We start from the raw sequence: 14,130 nt of genomic DNA on the forward strand, positions 1-14,130 counted from the left end.
GCTCTGCCTGTTGATTGAATGGCGTGCCCAGGTGCTGGGCGCGTTTAAGACTGCTTGGAGGTCGAATTGGACAAGAACATGAAAATCCTCATCGTTGATGACTTCTCAACGATGCGGCGGATCATCAAAAACCTGTTGCGTGACCTCGGGTTCACCAACACGGTCGAGGCAGACGACGGCACTACAGCCATCCCAATGCTCAACAGTGGCAGCATCGATTTTCTGGTCACGGACTGGAACATGCCGGGCATGACCGGTATCGATCTGCTGCGCCACGTGCGCGCCAACGAAAAGCTCAAGCACTTGCCAGTGTTGATGGTGACCGCTGAAGCCAAGCGCGAGCAGATCATCGAAGCGGCCCAGGCCGGCGTCAACGGCTATGTGGTCAAGCCGTTCACCGCCCAGGCGTTGAAAGAAAAGATCGAGAAGATCTTCGAACGCATCGGTTGATGTCTGGCGCCACGGGGGAGCTATGGAACAACGAGAGATTTCACAGGGCGATTTTGAATCGACCCTGAAAAAACACGCGGTCGAATTGGTCGACAGCCTGGAAAAGGGCAAGTTCGGCGAGGCCGTGCAACTGATCCATGAGCTCAACCAGACCCGTGACCGTGGCCTGTACCAGGAAGTGGGCAAGCTCACCCGTGAGCTGCATAGCGCGATCGTCAATTTCCAGATTGACCCGAACATGCCGCAAGCCGAGGAAGTCTCGCAGATCACCGACGCCACCGAGCGCCTGGGGTATGTGGTCAAGCTGACCGAGGCGGCGGCCAATCGCACCATGGACCTGGTGGAGAACAGCACGCCGCTGGTCAATGCCCTGGGGACCGATGCCCAGGCGTTGAGCGCAGACTGGGGGCGTTTCATGCGCCGTGAAGTCGGGGCTGAAGAGTTCCGTGAGCTGGCCCGGCGCGTCGATGGTTTCCTGAGCCGCAGCGCCAGCCACAGCCAGGTCGTGGCGGGCAACCTCAACGACATTCTGCTGGCCCAGGATTACCAGGATCTGACCGGCCAGGTGATCAAGCGCGTGACGCAACTGGTCACGGAAGTGGAAAGCAATCTGCTGAAACTGGTGCTGATGGCTAGCCAGGTCGACCGCTTTGCCGGCATCGAACATGACCGTGCAGCGATCCTCGCGGAAAAAAATCCGCAAAAACATCTGGCGCAGGGTGAAGGTCCGCAGATTCATGCCGATAAACGTGATGACGTGATGTCCGGTCAGGACGATGTCGACGATTTGCTTTCCAGCCTTGGATTCTAGGAGCACCCCTACACATGAGCTTCGGCGCCGATGAAGAGATCCTTCAGGATTTTCTGGTTGAGGCCGGCGAGATTCTGGAGCAACTGTCCGAACAACTGGTCGAGCTGGAAAGCCGACCGGATGATGCGGACCTGCTCAATGCAATTTTTCGCGGTTTTCACACTGTAAAAGGGGGCGCCGGCTTCCTCCAGCTCAACGAACTGGTGGAGTGCTGCCACATCGCCGAGAACGTCTTCGACATCCTGCGCAAGGGTGAGCGGCGCGTCGACTCGGAGCTGATGGACGTGGTGCTCGAAGCGTTGGATGCGGTCAACGGCATGTTCAGCGAAGTGCGCGAGCGCGCACCGGTCACTGCTGCCACGGCCGAGCTACTGGCGGCCCTGGCGCGCCTGGCGGAACCGCAATCGGCCGACGAGGTGGCAGCGCTTGCGCCAGCACCCGCGGCGCCGGTTGTTGCCAGCGACAGCGGCGATATCACCGATAACGAATTTGAACTGCTGCTCGACTCGCTGAATGCGGTCAAGGCGCAAGCCGAGGCACCTGTGATCCAGGCGCCAGCGGCGGCGAACGGCAGTGATGAAATCAGCGATGCCGAGTTCGAGTCGTTGCTCGATCAGTTGCACGGCAAAGGCCAGTTCGCCGTGGACAACCTGGCGACCCCGGTCGAGCCGGTCGCCCCGGTGGTCGCGGCTGAAAGCAGCGACATAACCGACGACGAATTCGAAGCCTTGCTCGACCAGTTGCACGGCAAGGGCAACTTTGCCGTTGAAGCGCTCGAGTCGGCGATTGCCTCGGTGCCGGCCGCCATCGTTGCCGAAGCGGCGGCGGTTGGCAGCGACCTGATCTCCGATCACGAGTTCGAATCGCTGCTCGACGAGCTGCACGGCAAGGGCAAGTTCAGCCACGTCGCCGGCAATGCCGAGACCGTTGCGGCCAGCGCCGCGCCAGTCGCGGCCAAAGCTGTGGCCCCGGTCGCCAAGCCGGCTGTCGCCAAACCGGTCCCGGCCCCGGCCCGTGCCCAGTCGGCGCCACCAGCGGAAAAACCGGCCAGCGAAGCCGAGACCACCGTACGGGTAGACACCGCGCGCCTGGACGAAATCATGAACATGGTGGGCGAGCTGGTACTGGTGCGTAACCGCCTGGTACGCCTGGGGCTCAACAGCGGCGACGAGGCCATGTCCAAGGCCGTGTCGAACCTCGACGTGGTCACCGCGGACCTGCAGACCGCGGTCATGAAGACCCGCATGCAGCCGATCAAGAAGGTCTTCGGGCGCTTCCCGCGCCTGGTTCGCGACCTGGCCCGCCAGCTCAAGAAAGAGATCAACCTGGAGCTGGTCGGCGAAGAAACCGATCTGGACAAGAACCTCGTCGAGGCCCTGGCCGACCCGCTGGTGCACTTGGTGCGCAACGCGGTCGACCACGGCATCGAATCGCCGCAGGAGCGTGAAGACGCGGGCAAGTCCCGGGGCGGCAAAGTGGTGCTGGCGGCCGAACAGGAGGGTGATCACATCCTGCTGTCGATCTCCGATGACGGCAAAGGCATGGACCCCAACGTCCTGCGCGCCATCGCGGTGAAACGCGGGGTGATGGACAAGGATGCAGCCGAGCGCCTGAGCGACACCGAATGCTACAACCTGATCTTCGCTCCGGGTTTCTCGACCAAGACCGAGATCTCCGATGTGTCCGGGCGTGGCGTGGGCATGGACGTGGTGAAAACCAAGATTTCCCAGCTCAATGGCTCGATCAACATCTACTCGACCAAGGGCCAGGGTTCGAAGATCGTGATCAAGGTGCCGTTGACCCTGGCGATCATGCCGACCCTGATGGTGATGCTGGGCAACCAGGCCTTTGCGTTCCCACTGGTCAACGTCAACGAGATCTTCCACCTCGACCTGTCGCGCACCAATGTGGTCGACGGCCAGGAAGTGGTGATCGTGCGGGACAAGGCCTTGCCGCTGTTTTATCTCAAGCGCTGGCTGGTCGCCTCCGCCGCTCATGAAGAGCAGCGCGAGGGCCATGTGGTGATCCTTTCGGTGGGCACCCAGCGGATCGGCTTTGTCGTCGATCAACTGGTTGGCCAGGAAGAAGTGGTCATCAAGCCATTGGGCAAAATGCTCCAGGGAACGCCGGGCATGTCGGGCGCCACCATTACCGGTGACGGTCGCATCGCGTTGATTCTCGATGTCCCGAGCATGCTCAAGCGTTACGCCACGCGGCGTATTTGATTCTGGTGGAGCGGGGCGCCTGGCGCCCTGTTGCGCCTATATGGAGTGTTTATGGCAGTCAAAGTCCTGGTGGTGGATGATTCCGGTTTTTTCCGCCGCCGCGTCTCGGAAATCCTTTCGGCGGACCCGAATATCCAGGTGGTCGGGACCGCGACCAATGGCAAGGAGGCGATTGATCAGGCGCTGGCCCTCAAGCCCGACGTGATCACCATGGACTACGAGATGCCGATGATGGATGGCATCACGGCGGTGCGGCATATCATGCAGCGCTGCCCAACCCCGGTGTTGATGTTCTCCTCGCTGACTCATGAAGGCGCGCGGGTCACCCTCGACGCGCTGGACGCCGGTGCGGTGGACTTCCTGCCGAAGAATTTCGAAGACATCTCGCGCAACCCGGAGAAGGTCAAGCAACTGCTGTGCGAGAAGGTCCACAGCATTTCGCGCAGTAACCGGCGCTTCAGTGCCTATCGGGCACCGGCGCCGGCACCAGCAGCGGCGCCGATCCCGACCCCAGCCCCTGCACCGGTCAGCAATTTTGCTGGCAGCAGCCCGGCACCACGTCCGGCGGTGGCACCTGTGCCAACCCGTGCTGCGCCGTCCTCGCCGGCACCCAAGCGCAAGGCCTACAAGCTGGTCGCCATCGGTACCTCCACGGGTGGCCCGGTCGCCCTGCAGCGCGTGCTGACTCAATTGCCGGCCAACTTCCCGGCGCCCATCGTGCTGGTCCAGCACATGCCGGCGGCCTTTACCAAGGCATTCGCCGAGCGCCTGGACAAGCTGTGCCGGATCAGAGTCAAGGAAGCCGAGGACGGCGACATCCTGCGTCCGGGCCTGGCCTTGCTGGCGCCGGGTGGCAAACAGATGATGATCGACGGCCGTGGCGCAGTGAAAATCCTCCCGGGCGACGAACGTTTGAACTACAAGCCGTGCGTGGATATCACTTTCGGTTCGGCGGCCAAGTCCTACGGCGACAAAGTTCTGGCGGTGGTACTCACCGGCATGGGCGCCGATGGTCGGGAAGGTGCGCGCCTGCTCAAGCAGAGCGGCAGTGCCATCTGGGCCCAGGATGAAGCCAGCTGCGTGATCTACGGCATGCCGATGGCCATCGTCAAAGCCAACCTGGCCGATGCCATCTACGACCTCGACGAGATCGGCAAACACCTGGCCGAGGCGTGCCTCTGATGGATGTGCTGAGTCTTATCGGGATCATCATGGCGTTTGTCGCCATTATCGGCGGCAACTACCTGGAAGGCGGCCACCTGGGCGCCCTGGCCAACGGCCCGGCCGCCCTGATCGTGCTCGGCGGAACCATCGGTGCGGCGCTGCTGCAGTCGCCGATGAGCGCCTTCAAGCGTGCCATGCAGATCCTGGTGTGGATTCTGTTTCCACCACGGGTCGACCTGGCTGGCGGGATTGATCGGGTGGTCAACTGGAGCCTGACCGCGCGCAAGGAAGGCCTGCTGGGCCTCGAAGGCGTGGCGGATGCGGAGCCCGACAACTATTCGCGCAAGGGCCTGCAGTTGCTGGTCGATGGCGCCGAGCCGGAAGCGATCCGCAGCATCCTCGAAGTGGATTTCTACACTCAGGAAAGCCGCGACATCGAAGCCGCCAAAGTCTTTGAAAGCATGGGCGGCTACGCCCCGACCATCGGCATCATCGGCGCGGTGATGGGCCTGATTCACGTCATGGGCAACCTGGCCGATCCGTCGCAACTGGGCAGCGGCATTGCCGTGGCCTTCGTCGCGACGATCTACGGGGTGGCCAGTGCCAACCTGGTGCTGCTGCCCATCGCCAGCAAACTCAAGGCGATTGCCTTGCGTCAGTCGCGGTACCGGGAAATGTTGCTCGAAGGCATCCTGTCGATCGCCGAAGGTGAAAACCCTCGTTCCATCGAACTCAAGCTTCAGGGCTTCATGGACTGATGGGGGGCATGGAGCATGGCACGTCGGCGCTACACTGAAGAACCCGTCAACCATGAACGCTGGCTGGTGTCCTACGCCGACTTCATTACCTTGCTGTTCGCCTTTTTTGTGGTGATGTATTCGATTTCCTCGATCAACGAAGGCAAGTACAAGGTGATCTCCGAGGCGCTGATCGGCGTGTTCACCGACTCCGATCGGGCGCTCAAGCCGATTCCCATCGGCGATGAACGGCCACAGACCGTGACCCCGGCCCAGCCGCTGGTCAAGGACAGCGAGCAGCTCGACGCGGGCATTGCCCAGGCCGCTGACGACCCGCTCAAGCGTATCGCCGATGACATCAGCGCGGCATTCGGCGACCTGCTCAGTGCCAACCAGATGACGATCCGCGGCAACGAGTTGTGGGTCGAGATCGAACTCAACTCCAGCCTGTTGTTTGGCAGCGGCGATGCCATGCCCAGCGATATCGCGTTCAACATCATCGATAAGGTCGCGGCCATCCTCAAGCCGTTCGATAACCCGATTCACGTCGAAGGTTTTACCGACGACCTGCCGATCCGCACCGCGCAGTACCCGACCAACTGGGAGCTGTCCTCGGCCCGCTCGGCGAGTATCGTGCGCATGCTCGCGATGCAGGGCGTCAATCCGCAGCGCCTGGCGTCGGTGGGGTATGGCGAGTTCCAGCCGGTGGCCAATAACGCCACCGCCGAGGGGCGGGCGCGCAACCGGCGGGTGGTGCTGGTGATCTCGCGTAACCTCGATGTGCGACGCAGCCTGACCGGTACGGGTACCGCCCATGCTCAACCGGATGCGGCATTGAAGCGGGCTGGCACACAAACTGCACCGACCCAGGTCAAGTCGCCGGGACCGCAGAGTGCCGTCAATTCTCCGTCACCCGGCTTGCCACGTTGAGCTATTTCTCGGTTGCCCCATACGACCGGGAGGAACGAACTGAATGAGAGTCTGGGCAGTTGCCAATCAAAAGGGTGGTGTTGGTAAAACCACTTCCTCCATCGCTTTAGCCGGATTGCTGGCTGAGGCGGGCAAGCGCGTGGTCGTGGTCGATCTCGACCCCCACGGCTCCATGACCAGTTACTTCGGTTACGACCCGGACAGCCTGGAACACAGCTGTTACGACCTGTTTTTGCATGGCGGCAGCGTGCCGCAAGGCCTGCCCGGGCAGTTGTTATTGCCCACCAGCGACGAACGTATTTCCCTGTTGCCGTCGAGCACCGCGCTGGCCACCCTGGAGCGCCAGTCGCCGGGCAAGAGCGGCCTGGGCCTGGTGATTGCCAAGAGCCTGGCGCAGTTGTGGCAGGATTTCGATTACGCCCTGATCGACAGCCCGCCGTTGCTCGGCGTGCTGATGGTCAATGCCTTGGCGGCAAGCCAGCAACTGGTGATCCCGGTGCAGACCGAGCACCTGGCGGTCAAAGGCCTGGAGCGCATGGTCAACACCCTGGCGATGATCAATCGCTCGCGCAAGCAGGCGTTGCCGTTCAGCATCGTGCCGACCCTGTTCGACCGTCGCACCCAGGCCTCCCTGAGCACCTTACGGGTGCTGCGCGATATGTACCCGGATGACATCTGGCAGGGCTATATCCCGGTCGACACAAGGCTGCGCGATGCCAGCCGCGCCGGCCTCACGCCTTCGCAGTTCGACGGCAAGAGCCGTGGCGTGCTGGCCTATCGTTCGTTGCTCAAGCACCTGCTGGCGCAACAACTTGTCGCGCAGGTGGCTTGAGATGAATCGGCCGCTGAAAATCACCTCACGCCCGCAACTGGCGCTGCAATCCTACCTCGACGCCTTGCTGCAGGACGCCACTGAAGAGCAGCCGGTGGAGGTGACCGAGGTCATCGAAGTGCTCGAGGTGATCGAAACCCAGGGGGCGCTGGACGAGTTCCAGGCGGCGGTGCTGCAAGAGCAGGTGCGCGATGCCCAGCCTCCTGTGGTCGAGTTGCCGCAAGTGAGCTTGGTCGAGGCGGTGGTCCCGGCACCGGCTGCCCCGGTGTTGCCGTTGCTGCACACGCTGGTCGAGCCGGTGGCCGACGTACACCTGCCGCCGAGCGCCACACCACCGCCCGTGGACAGCGACGGCCGGCCGAGCTGGGCCGCCGAGCCGTTCGAATGCCTGTTGTTCGATGTCGCAGGTTTGACCCTGGCGGTGCCGCTGGTGTGCCTGGGTTCGATCTATCCCCTGGCCGGGCATGAGCTGACGCCTTTGTTCGGCCAGCCGGAGTGGTTCCTGGGGATCCTGCCGAGCCAGGCCGGCAACCTCAAGGTGCTGGATACCGCACGCTGGGTGATGCCCGATCGCTACCGCGACGACTTTCGCCAGGGCCTGCAATACGTGATCTCGGTGCAGGGCTACGAGTGGGGGCTGGCGGTGCATCAGGTCAGCCGCTCGTTGCGCCTGAACCCCAACGAAATCAAATGGCGCAGTCATCGCGGGCAACGGCCATGGTTGGCCGGCACCGTGATCGAACACATGTGCGCCTTGCTCGATGTCGCGCAACTGGCCGAGTTGATCGCCAGCGGCGGGGCCAAACACATGGGCACGCGCAAGCCGCTGCACTCACTGACATAACAAGCCACTGGCCGCCCGTCGTGGCGGCCAGGCAGAACACACACCGCCATCGGCGGTTTTTTTAAGGGGTCAGGGTATGAATGATAAGGCGTCGTCAGCAAAGGGTTCCGAAGATCCGATCCTGCAATGGGTAACCTTCAAGCTGGACAATGAAACCTACGGGATCAACGTGATGCGCGTCCAGGAAGTCCTGCGCTACACCGAGATCGCGCCGGTGCCGGGTGCACCCAGCTACGTGCTGGGCATCATCAACCTGCGCGGCAACGTAGTCACCGTGATCGACACCCGCCAGCGCTTCGGCCTGATGAATGCCGAGATCAGCGACAACACCCGGATCGTGATCATCGAGGCCGACAAGCAAGTGGTCGGGATCATGGTCGACAGCGTGGCGGAAGTGGTTTACCTGCGTCAGTCGGAAATCGAGACCGCGCCCAACGTCGGCAACGACGAGTCGGCCAAGTTCATCCAGGGCGTGTGCAACAAGAACAACGAACTGCTGATCCTGGTCGAGCTGGACAAGATGATGAGCGAGGAAGAGTGGTCGGACCTGGAGAGTATCTGATTGATTCTCGAAGCGGCTGTTACTGTCCTGGGGCTGCTGTGGATCGGCAGCCTGGCGATTTTTCTCGCCTATACCCGCAAGCAGCGAACACTGGCCGTGGTCGCGGCACAAGCCGATGCGCAGCGTGACCAACGGATCAAGGAACTGGCCCGGCGCGTCGATCATTACCAGGACGGTACGGTGCGCATGGGTGAAGAACTGCAAGAGTTGCGCGTGCTGGTCGAGCCGTTGCCGGACAAACTGACCCGGATCGAACAGCGCGACCCGACCAGCCTGTCATTCGCCCAGGCCGCGCGCCTGGTGGGCATGGGCGCCAGCGTCGACGAACTGACCCACTCCTGCGGCTTGACCCAGGCCGAGGCGGAGTTGATGAGCAAGATGCACAAGGGCTGATTGCCAGGCGCTATGCATGTTGCCGGCCCCGGCCCCATCGCGGGCAAGCCCGCTCCCACAGTAATTTCCGGTGCGTGCAGATCTCGCATACACCGACTGAACCTGTGGGAGCGGGCTTGCCCGCGAAAGGCCTGAGGGCGCTGTTGGGTGTCAGGCTGTATGCGTCATCGTTGACGACCATCGCGGGCAAGCCCGCTCCCACAGTAATTTGCGGTGCGTGCAGATCTCGCATACACCGACTGAACCTGTGGGAGCGGGCTTGCCCGCGATAGCGGCATACCAGGCGCCACCATTGTCGGCTTTGCCAGCCCCCATCCAATCTGTGGGCGCTGACACTTCAATAATCATCCCCGCGATGGGTGATGTCTTTCTCCAGCTGCGTCGTGTCCAGGTCCTGTGTCTGGGCAAACTTGCCCTTCAGGTTCCAGGCAAACGCAATGATCTCGGCAATGGTCCGATACAGCTCTTCGGGGATGCTATCGCCCAATTCCATCCGCGCCAACAACCGCACCAGCTCGGCGTTTTCGTAGATCGGTACCTCATGCTCACGGGCGATTTTCAGGATGGCTTCGGCCAGGGCGTCGTCGCCTTTGCCGGTGAGCGTGGGGGCGTGCTGGCCGTCGTATTTGAGGGCGATGGCCTGGCGGGGCAGGTTGTGGTGGTTCATGCGGTGTCGTCCACCCAGCGTTGTTCGAGACGGGTTTGTGGGCCTTGGGGGGGAATGCCGAGGTGACAGTCGAGGTCGCCGACGTTCAGGCCGCAGGCATGCAGTTGCGCGCGCAAATGGTCCAGGTGCTGTTCAATCAGGCTGGCGGTGTAGGGGCGTTCGGCCCAAAGTTGGCTGGACAGGCTGCCGCGTACCAGTTGTGCCTGTACCTGCAGTGGCCCCAGGGGCTCAAGGTCGAATGCCAGGTCGACCCGCCACAAGTGTTGGCGGGCTTCGCGTTCGGTGGGTTTTTCCTTGGGATCCCTGGGCGGAGGGTCTTCGCGCTGCACCTTGACCTGCAGTGGCACGATGTCTTGCAGGTTGCGCATGGGGATTTCCAGCTGCCAGGTGGTTTGCAGGCGGCCGTCCTCGGTCATGCCGGTCTGCTCCAGGCTCGACAATTGGTGGCTTTGCAGGCGCGAGATCGCGGCGGCGGCCAGGCGCAGCAGGTGTTCCAGGTCGCCTTCCTCGGTCAGCTTCTGCAGCAGCCGCGAGGGCAGGGGAAAGCCTCCCGGGGCCGGTTTGGCGCTGACCTGGCCAAGGGTGCCGAGGGCATTGCGCACAAAGCTCGGCAGGGCCTGGGCCAGGGTGTTGGCGGCCAACGCGGCATTGAAGCTGGGATTGGCCGGCAGGCCGGGGGCCAGTTGGGCGATCAGACGCAACAGGTTGCCCTTGAGGTCGTCTGCCGACGCGGGATTTTGCCCGGCCTGGAGTCGACTTTCGAGAAACAGCCCGCTGTTGGCCAGCGCTTGCGCCAGCCCCTTGGCGCTGCTCAGGTGCTGGATCTCGGGCAGGCTGGCAAGCAGTTTGTCGACGCTGGCGCGAACCTCAGGGGATTGCCGATCGGCCGGCAGGTTCTGCAAGGCCTTGAACACCGCGTCCAGGGAACCCTGGCGACTCTGCTGGGTGTGCAATTGTTGGCTGATCGCCAATTGTTCCTGGCGAGTGCTCAGGGGCACGAAGCTGAGGGTGTGTGCATCCTGGACCTGGGCACTGAGCAGGGTGCCGATGCGCAGTGGCTGCGGGCTGTCGATGTTCAGAGTGGTGCCGCTGAGTGCGCTGTTGAGCAGGCTGACCATCGAGCGGTACACCGCCGGTTGCCCCGGTGCCTGCGGCTGTAACTGGGTGGTCAGCACCTTGCCCTGCAACAGCGTGCCGACCGGCAGTTGTGTGGTGTCAATGCGCGACAGGGCCGCGGCGTTGCCGGTCAGGCTGGATTGTGGGCTGATCACCAGGCTGCCGGCCGAGGGCTGGGTAATGGCCAGGCTGGCACCCAGGGCCAATGGCAGGCTGCTGGTGGCCGATACGGTGGTCTGGCGCCCGCCCGCCAGGGTGATCTTGAGCAGCAGTTGGAACATCTGATGGTCCTGCTTGAGTGACAGGACTTCGGCCTTGGCGCTCTGCCCGGCACCGATCAGGCCGTCCACCGGGGTCAGCAGCTTGAGCAACTCGCCACTGGCCTGCACGCGCGGCGTGGCAGGTGCCGCGGGGGGCAGGGGAGGAAGGTTGATCTCAGCGGTCATCGGTCACACCCTGTCGAAATTGCCCTCTTGAGAGTAGGACATGACATGTATAATGCCGCCCGTCTCCAAGGACGCGTGGCGAAACACCATAAATGTTGACCCAGCTCTCTGGAACAGGCCGTCAATGCATCTATGCTGCACCACTTTAACGGCCGATCCACTGCCGACTTGAACCGTAAAGGCCCGCGATCTCTTGACCATCCCTCTACTAGAAGCCGTAGCGCTCGCCTGTGAGCGAGACTGGCGGATGCTCTTCGAAAACCTCGCATTGCGTCTGGATCGCGGCGACATGCTGCAGATCAGCGGCCCCAACGGCAGCGGCAAGACCAGCCTGCTGCGCCTGCTGGCCGGCCTGATGCAGCCGACCAGCGGCCAGGTGTTGCTCAATGGCGAGCCGCTGCACAGCCAGCGGATAGAGTTGGCCCACAATTTGTTGTGGATCGGTCATGCCGCCGGCATCAAGGACCTGCTGAGCGCCGAAGAGAACCTCAGTTGGCTCTGCGCCCTGCACCAGCCGGCCAACCGCGAGGCTATCTGGCAGGCGCTGGCGGCCGTCGGGCTGCGCGGTTTTGAAGATGTGCCGTGCCATACCCTGTCCGCCGGCCAGCAACGCCGGGTCGCTCTGGCGCGGTTGTACCTCGAGAGTCCGGCGCTGTGGATCCTCGACGAGCCGTTCACCGCCCTGGACAAGCAAGGTGTCGCCCAGTTGGAAGAGCACCTGGCCGCCCATTGTGAACAGGGCGGCATGGTGATCCTGACCACCCACCACACCATGACCCGGATGCCGGCCGGTTACCGTGATATCGACCTGGGGCAGTGGGCCGTATGAGTGTTTTTGCGCTGTTGGTGGCCCGCGAGGCCCGGTTGTTGTGTCGCCGTCCGGCGGAGCTGGCCAACCCCTTGGTATTTTTCGCAATTGTTGTCGCATTGTTTCCATTGGCAGTGGGACCTGAGACTCAATTGTTGCAAACCTTGTCTCCGGGCCTGGTCTGGGTAGCTGCCCTTTTATCGGTTTTGCTCTCGCTGGACGGGCTTTTCCGCAGTGATTTCGAGGACGGATCCCTTGAGCAGTGGGTCCTTTCGTCGCACCCCCTGGCTCTTCTGGTTTTGGCCAAGGTACTGGCACACTGGGCGTTTTCCGGCCTGGCATTGGTATTGCTTGCGCCGTTGCTGGCCTTGATGCTCGGTTTGCCTGCCGCCTGTCTGCCGGTTTTGCTCTTGTCGCTGTTGCTGGGTACACCGGTGCTGAGCCTGCTCGGTGCGGTCGGCGCGGCGCTGACGGTGGGTTTGAAGCGTGGCGGCTTGCTGCTGGCGCTGTTGATTCTGCCGTTGTATATCCCGGTGTTGATCCTGGGCAGTGGCGCCTTGCAGGCGGCACTTCAGGGCATGCCGGCGACCGGGTATCTGCTGTGGCTTGGGAGCCTGACCGCCCTGGCAGTTACCCTGACACCCTTTGCAATAGCTGCTGGCCTGAAGATCAGCGTCGGCGAATAATGAGGTCTGGTCAAAAAACGACCAGTAAAGACCCTGGCTTTTCGTGTTGACGAAAAGCAACCGTGATGGAAACAGCAATGAACTGGACCTGGTTTCACAAGCTCGGCTCGCCCAAGTGGTTTTACGGCATCAGCGGCAAAATGCTGCCCTGGCTGAGTATCGCCGCCGTGTTGCTGATCGGCATTGGAGTGGTCTGGGGCCTGGCGTTCGCACCGCCGGACTACCAGCAAGGCAACAGCTTCAGGATCATCTACATCCACGTGCCGGCGGCCATGCTGGCGCAGTCGGTGTATGTGATGCTGGCGGTCTGCGGCATCGTCGGGCTGGTGTGGAAGATGAAGCTGGCCGACGTCGCCCTGCAATGCGCGGCCCCGATTGGTGCCTGGATGACCGCCGTGGCGCTGGTCACCGGGGCGATCTGGGGCAAGCCGACCTGGGGTTCGTGGTGGGTCTGGGATGCGCGACTAACGTCGATGCTGATCCTGCTGTTCCTGTACTTCGGTCTCATTGCGCTGGGCAACGCCATCAGCAATCGTGACAGCGCCGCCAAGGCGTGCGCGGTGCTGGCGATTGTCGGGGTGATCAACATCCCGATCATCAAGTATTCGGTGGAGTGGTGGAACACCCTGCACCAGGGCGCGACCTTCACCCTCACCGAAAAACCGGCGATGCCGGTGGAGATGTGGCTGCCATTGCTGCTGACGGTGTTGGGTTTCTACTGTTTCTTCGGCGCGGTGCTGTTGCTGCGCATGCGCCTTGAAGTGCTCAAGCGCGAAGCCCGGGCCAGTTGGGTCAAAGCCGAAGTGCAAAACAGCCTGGAGGCCGCCTCATGAGTTTTGCTTCATTGGGCGACTTCCTCGCCATGGGCCATCACGGTCTATATGTCTGGTCGGCCTATGGCATCTGCCTGGCGGTACTGGCCCTCAACGTGGTCGCGCCGATCCTGGCCCGCAAGCGTTATCTGCAACAAGAGGCGCGTCGTCTGCGCCGGGAGAACAGCAAGTGAATCCGCTGCGTAAAAAACGTCTGCTCATCATTCTCGCGATCCTGGTGGGGGTTGGCGCTGCTGTCGGCCTGGCCTTGAGTGCCTTGCAGCAAAACATCAACCTGTTCTACACCCCGACCCAGATCGCCAATGGCGAAGCCCCGCAAGATACGCGCATCCGCGCCGGTGGCATGGTCGAGGCCGGTTCCCTGAAACGTTCCGGCGATTCGCTGGACGTGAGGTTCGTCGTCACCGACTTCAACAAATCCGTGACCATCACCTACCGTGGCATCCTCCCGGACCTGTTCCGCGAAGGGCAGGGCATCGTTGCCCTGGGCAAGTTGAATGCCGAGGGCGTAGTGGTGGCTGACGAAGTGCTGGCCAAGCACGACGAGAAGTACATGCCGCCGGAAGTGACCAAGGCGCTCAAAGACAGTGGTCAATCCGCCCCGACACCCGTGAAGGAGGGTTGAT

17 protein-coding genes are annotated in these 14,130 nt (G+C 62.4%); 15 read left to right on the forward strand and 2 right to left on the reverse strand.

Going from position 1 to position 14,130, the window contains the following annotated elements:
• The first annotated feature begins 78 nt into the window (after nt 1–78).
• The 10 genes from ACM6IP_RS21265 to ACM6IP_RS21310 all read left to right on the forward strand — a co-directional run bounded on the left by ACM6IP_RS21265 (nt 79) and on the right by ACM6IP_RS21310 (nt 8,948).
• Nucleotides 79–450: a chemotaxis response regulator CheY gene (locus ACM6IP_RS21265; RefSeq protein WP_162530195.1), complete on the forward strand. Its 372-nt coding sequence runs from the start codon at nt 79–81 to the stop codon at nt 448–450.
• 22 nt (nt 451–472) lie between these two features.
• Entirely contained in the window at nt 473–1,261 is a 789-nt protein-coding gene (locus ACM6IP_RS21270) for a protein phosphatase CheZ (protein ID WP_095169968.1), read from the forward strand.
• Nucleotides 1,262–1,275: 14 nt separating this feature from the next.
• A complete protein-coding gene (locus tag ACM6IP_RS21275) occupies nt 1,276–3,486 on the forward strand; it encodes a chemotaxis protein CheA (protein ID WP_414862238.1) in 2,211 nt (736 codons plus the stop codon).
• A 51-nt stretch (nt 3,487–3,537) separates the two neighbouring features.
• Nucleotides 3,538–4,668 (forward strand): protein-glutamate methylesterase/protein-glutamine glutaminase, encoded by a 1,131-nt coding sequence (locus tag ACM6IP_RS21280; RefSeq protein WP_414862239.1) that lies wholly within the window; start codon nt 3,538–3,540, stop codon nt 4,666–4,668.
• Nucleotides 4,668–5,408, forward strand: coding sequence for a flagellar motor protein (locus ACM6IP_RS21285; protein WP_095169965.1), 741 nt, complete (start codon nt 4,668–4,670; stop codon nt 5,406–5,408). Before ACM6IP_RS21280 ends, ACM6IP_RS21285 begins: the two co-directional genes overlap by 1 nt.
• 15 nt (nt 5,409–5,423) lie before the next feature.
• Nucleotides 5,424–6,317 carry a flagellar motor protein MotD gene (gene motD / locus ACM6IP_RS21290; protein ID WP_414862240.1) on the forward strand — a complete coding sequence of 298 codons (894 nt, stop codon included), beginning with the start codon at nt 5,424–5,426 and terminating at the stop codon, nt 6,315–6,317.
• A 43-nt stretch (nt 6,318–6,360) separates the two neighbouring features.
• Nucleotides 6,361–7,149 (forward strand): ParA family protein, encoded by a 789-nt coding sequence (locus ACM6IP_RS21295; protein WP_095169963.1) that lies wholly within the window; start codon nt 6,361–6,363, stop codon nt 7,147–7,149.
• 1 nt (nt 7,150) lies between these two features.
• Entirely contained in the window at nt 7,151–7,993 is an 843-nt protein-coding gene (locus tag ACM6IP_RS21300; RefSeq protein WP_414862241.1) for a CheW domain-containing protein, read from the forward strand.
• Between the two features lie 76 nt (nt 7,994–8,069).
• Nucleotides 8,070–8,555 (forward strand): chemotaxis protein CheW, encoded by a 486-nt coding sequence (locus tag ACM6IP_RS21305; protein WP_095169961.1) that lies wholly within the window; start codon nt 8,070–8,072, stop codon nt 8,553–8,555.
• Complete coding sequence (locus tag ACM6IP_RS21310) at nt 8,556–8,948, forward strand: DUF2802 domain-containing protein (protein ID WP_414862242.1); 393 nt, start codon at nt 8,556–8,558, stop codon at nt 8,946–8,948.
• 337 nt (nt 8,949–9,285) lie between these two features.
• Here ACM6IP_RS21310 and ACM6IP_RS21315 read toward each other — a convergent pair whose 3' ends face one another.
• Both ACM6IP_RS21315 and ACM6IP_RS21320 read right to left on the reverse strand, forming a co-directional pair.
• A complete protein-coding gene (locus ACM6IP_RS21315) occupies nt 9,286–9,615 on the reverse strand; it encodes an EscU/YscU/HrcU family type III secretion system export apparatus switch protein (protein WP_095169958.1) in 330 nt (109 codons plus the stop codon).
• Nucleotides 9,612–11,177: a flagellar hook-length control protein FliK gene (locus tag ACM6IP_RS21320; RefSeq protein ID WP_414862243.1), complete on the reverse strand. Its 1,566-nt coding sequence runs from the start codon at nt 11,175–11,177 to the stop codon at nt 9,612–9,614. The genes ACM6IP_RS21315 and ACM6IP_RS21320 overlap by 4 nt, the downstream gene beginning before the upstream one ends.
• 247 nt (nt 11,178–11,424) lie before the next feature.
• Here ACM6IP_RS21320 and ccmA point away from each other — a divergent pair, with 247 nt between their 5' ends.
• The 5 genes from ccmA to ccmE all read left to right on the forward strand — a co-directional run bounded on the left by ccmA (nt 11,425) and on the right by ccmE (nt 14,129).
• Nucleotides 11,425–12,006, forward strand: coding sequence for a cytochrome c biogenesis heme-transporting ATPase CcmA (ccmA, locus tag ACM6IP_RS21325; RefSeq protein WP_237234965.1), 582 nt, complete (start codon nt 11,425–11,427; stop codon nt 12,004–12,006).
• The gene (ccmB, locus tag ACM6IP_RS21330; protein ID WP_095169955.1) at nt 12,003–12,671 is read left to right on the forward strand and encodes a heme exporter protein CcmB; all 669 of its coding nucleotides are present in this window, start codon (nt 12,003–12,005) and stop codon (nt 12,669–12,671) included. The genes ccmA and ccmB overlap by 4 nt, the downstream gene beginning before the upstream one ends.
• A 77-nt stretch (nt 12,672–12,748) precedes the next feature.
• Nucleotides 12,749–13,504: a heme ABC transporter permease gene (locus ACM6IP_RS21335; RefSeq protein ID WP_095169954.1), complete on the forward strand. Its 756-nt coding sequence runs from the start codon at nt 12,749–12,751 to the stop codon at nt 13,502–13,504.
• Complete coding sequence (gene ccmD / locus ACM6IP_RS21340; protein ID WP_095169953.1) at nt 13,501–13,677, forward strand: heme exporter protein CcmD; 177 nt, start codon at nt 13,501–13,503, stop codon at nt 13,675–13,677. Before ACM6IP_RS21335 ends, ccmD begins: the two co-directional genes overlap by 4 nt.
• Entirely contained in the window at nt 13,674–14,129 is a 456-nt protein-coding gene (ccmE, locus tag ACM6IP_RS21345) for a cytochrome c maturation protein CcmE (RefSeq protein ID WP_159994420.1), read from the forward strand. The genes ccmD and ccmE overlap by 4 nt, the downstream gene beginning before the upstream one ends.
• Nucleotide 14,130 lies beyond the last annotated feature (1 nt).

The sequence above is a fragment of the Pseudomonas sp. IT-P176 genome, from assembly GCF_949767245.1.
GTDB lineage: Bacteria > Pseudomonadota > Gammaproteobacteria > Pseudomonadales > Pseudomonadaceae > Aquipseudomonas.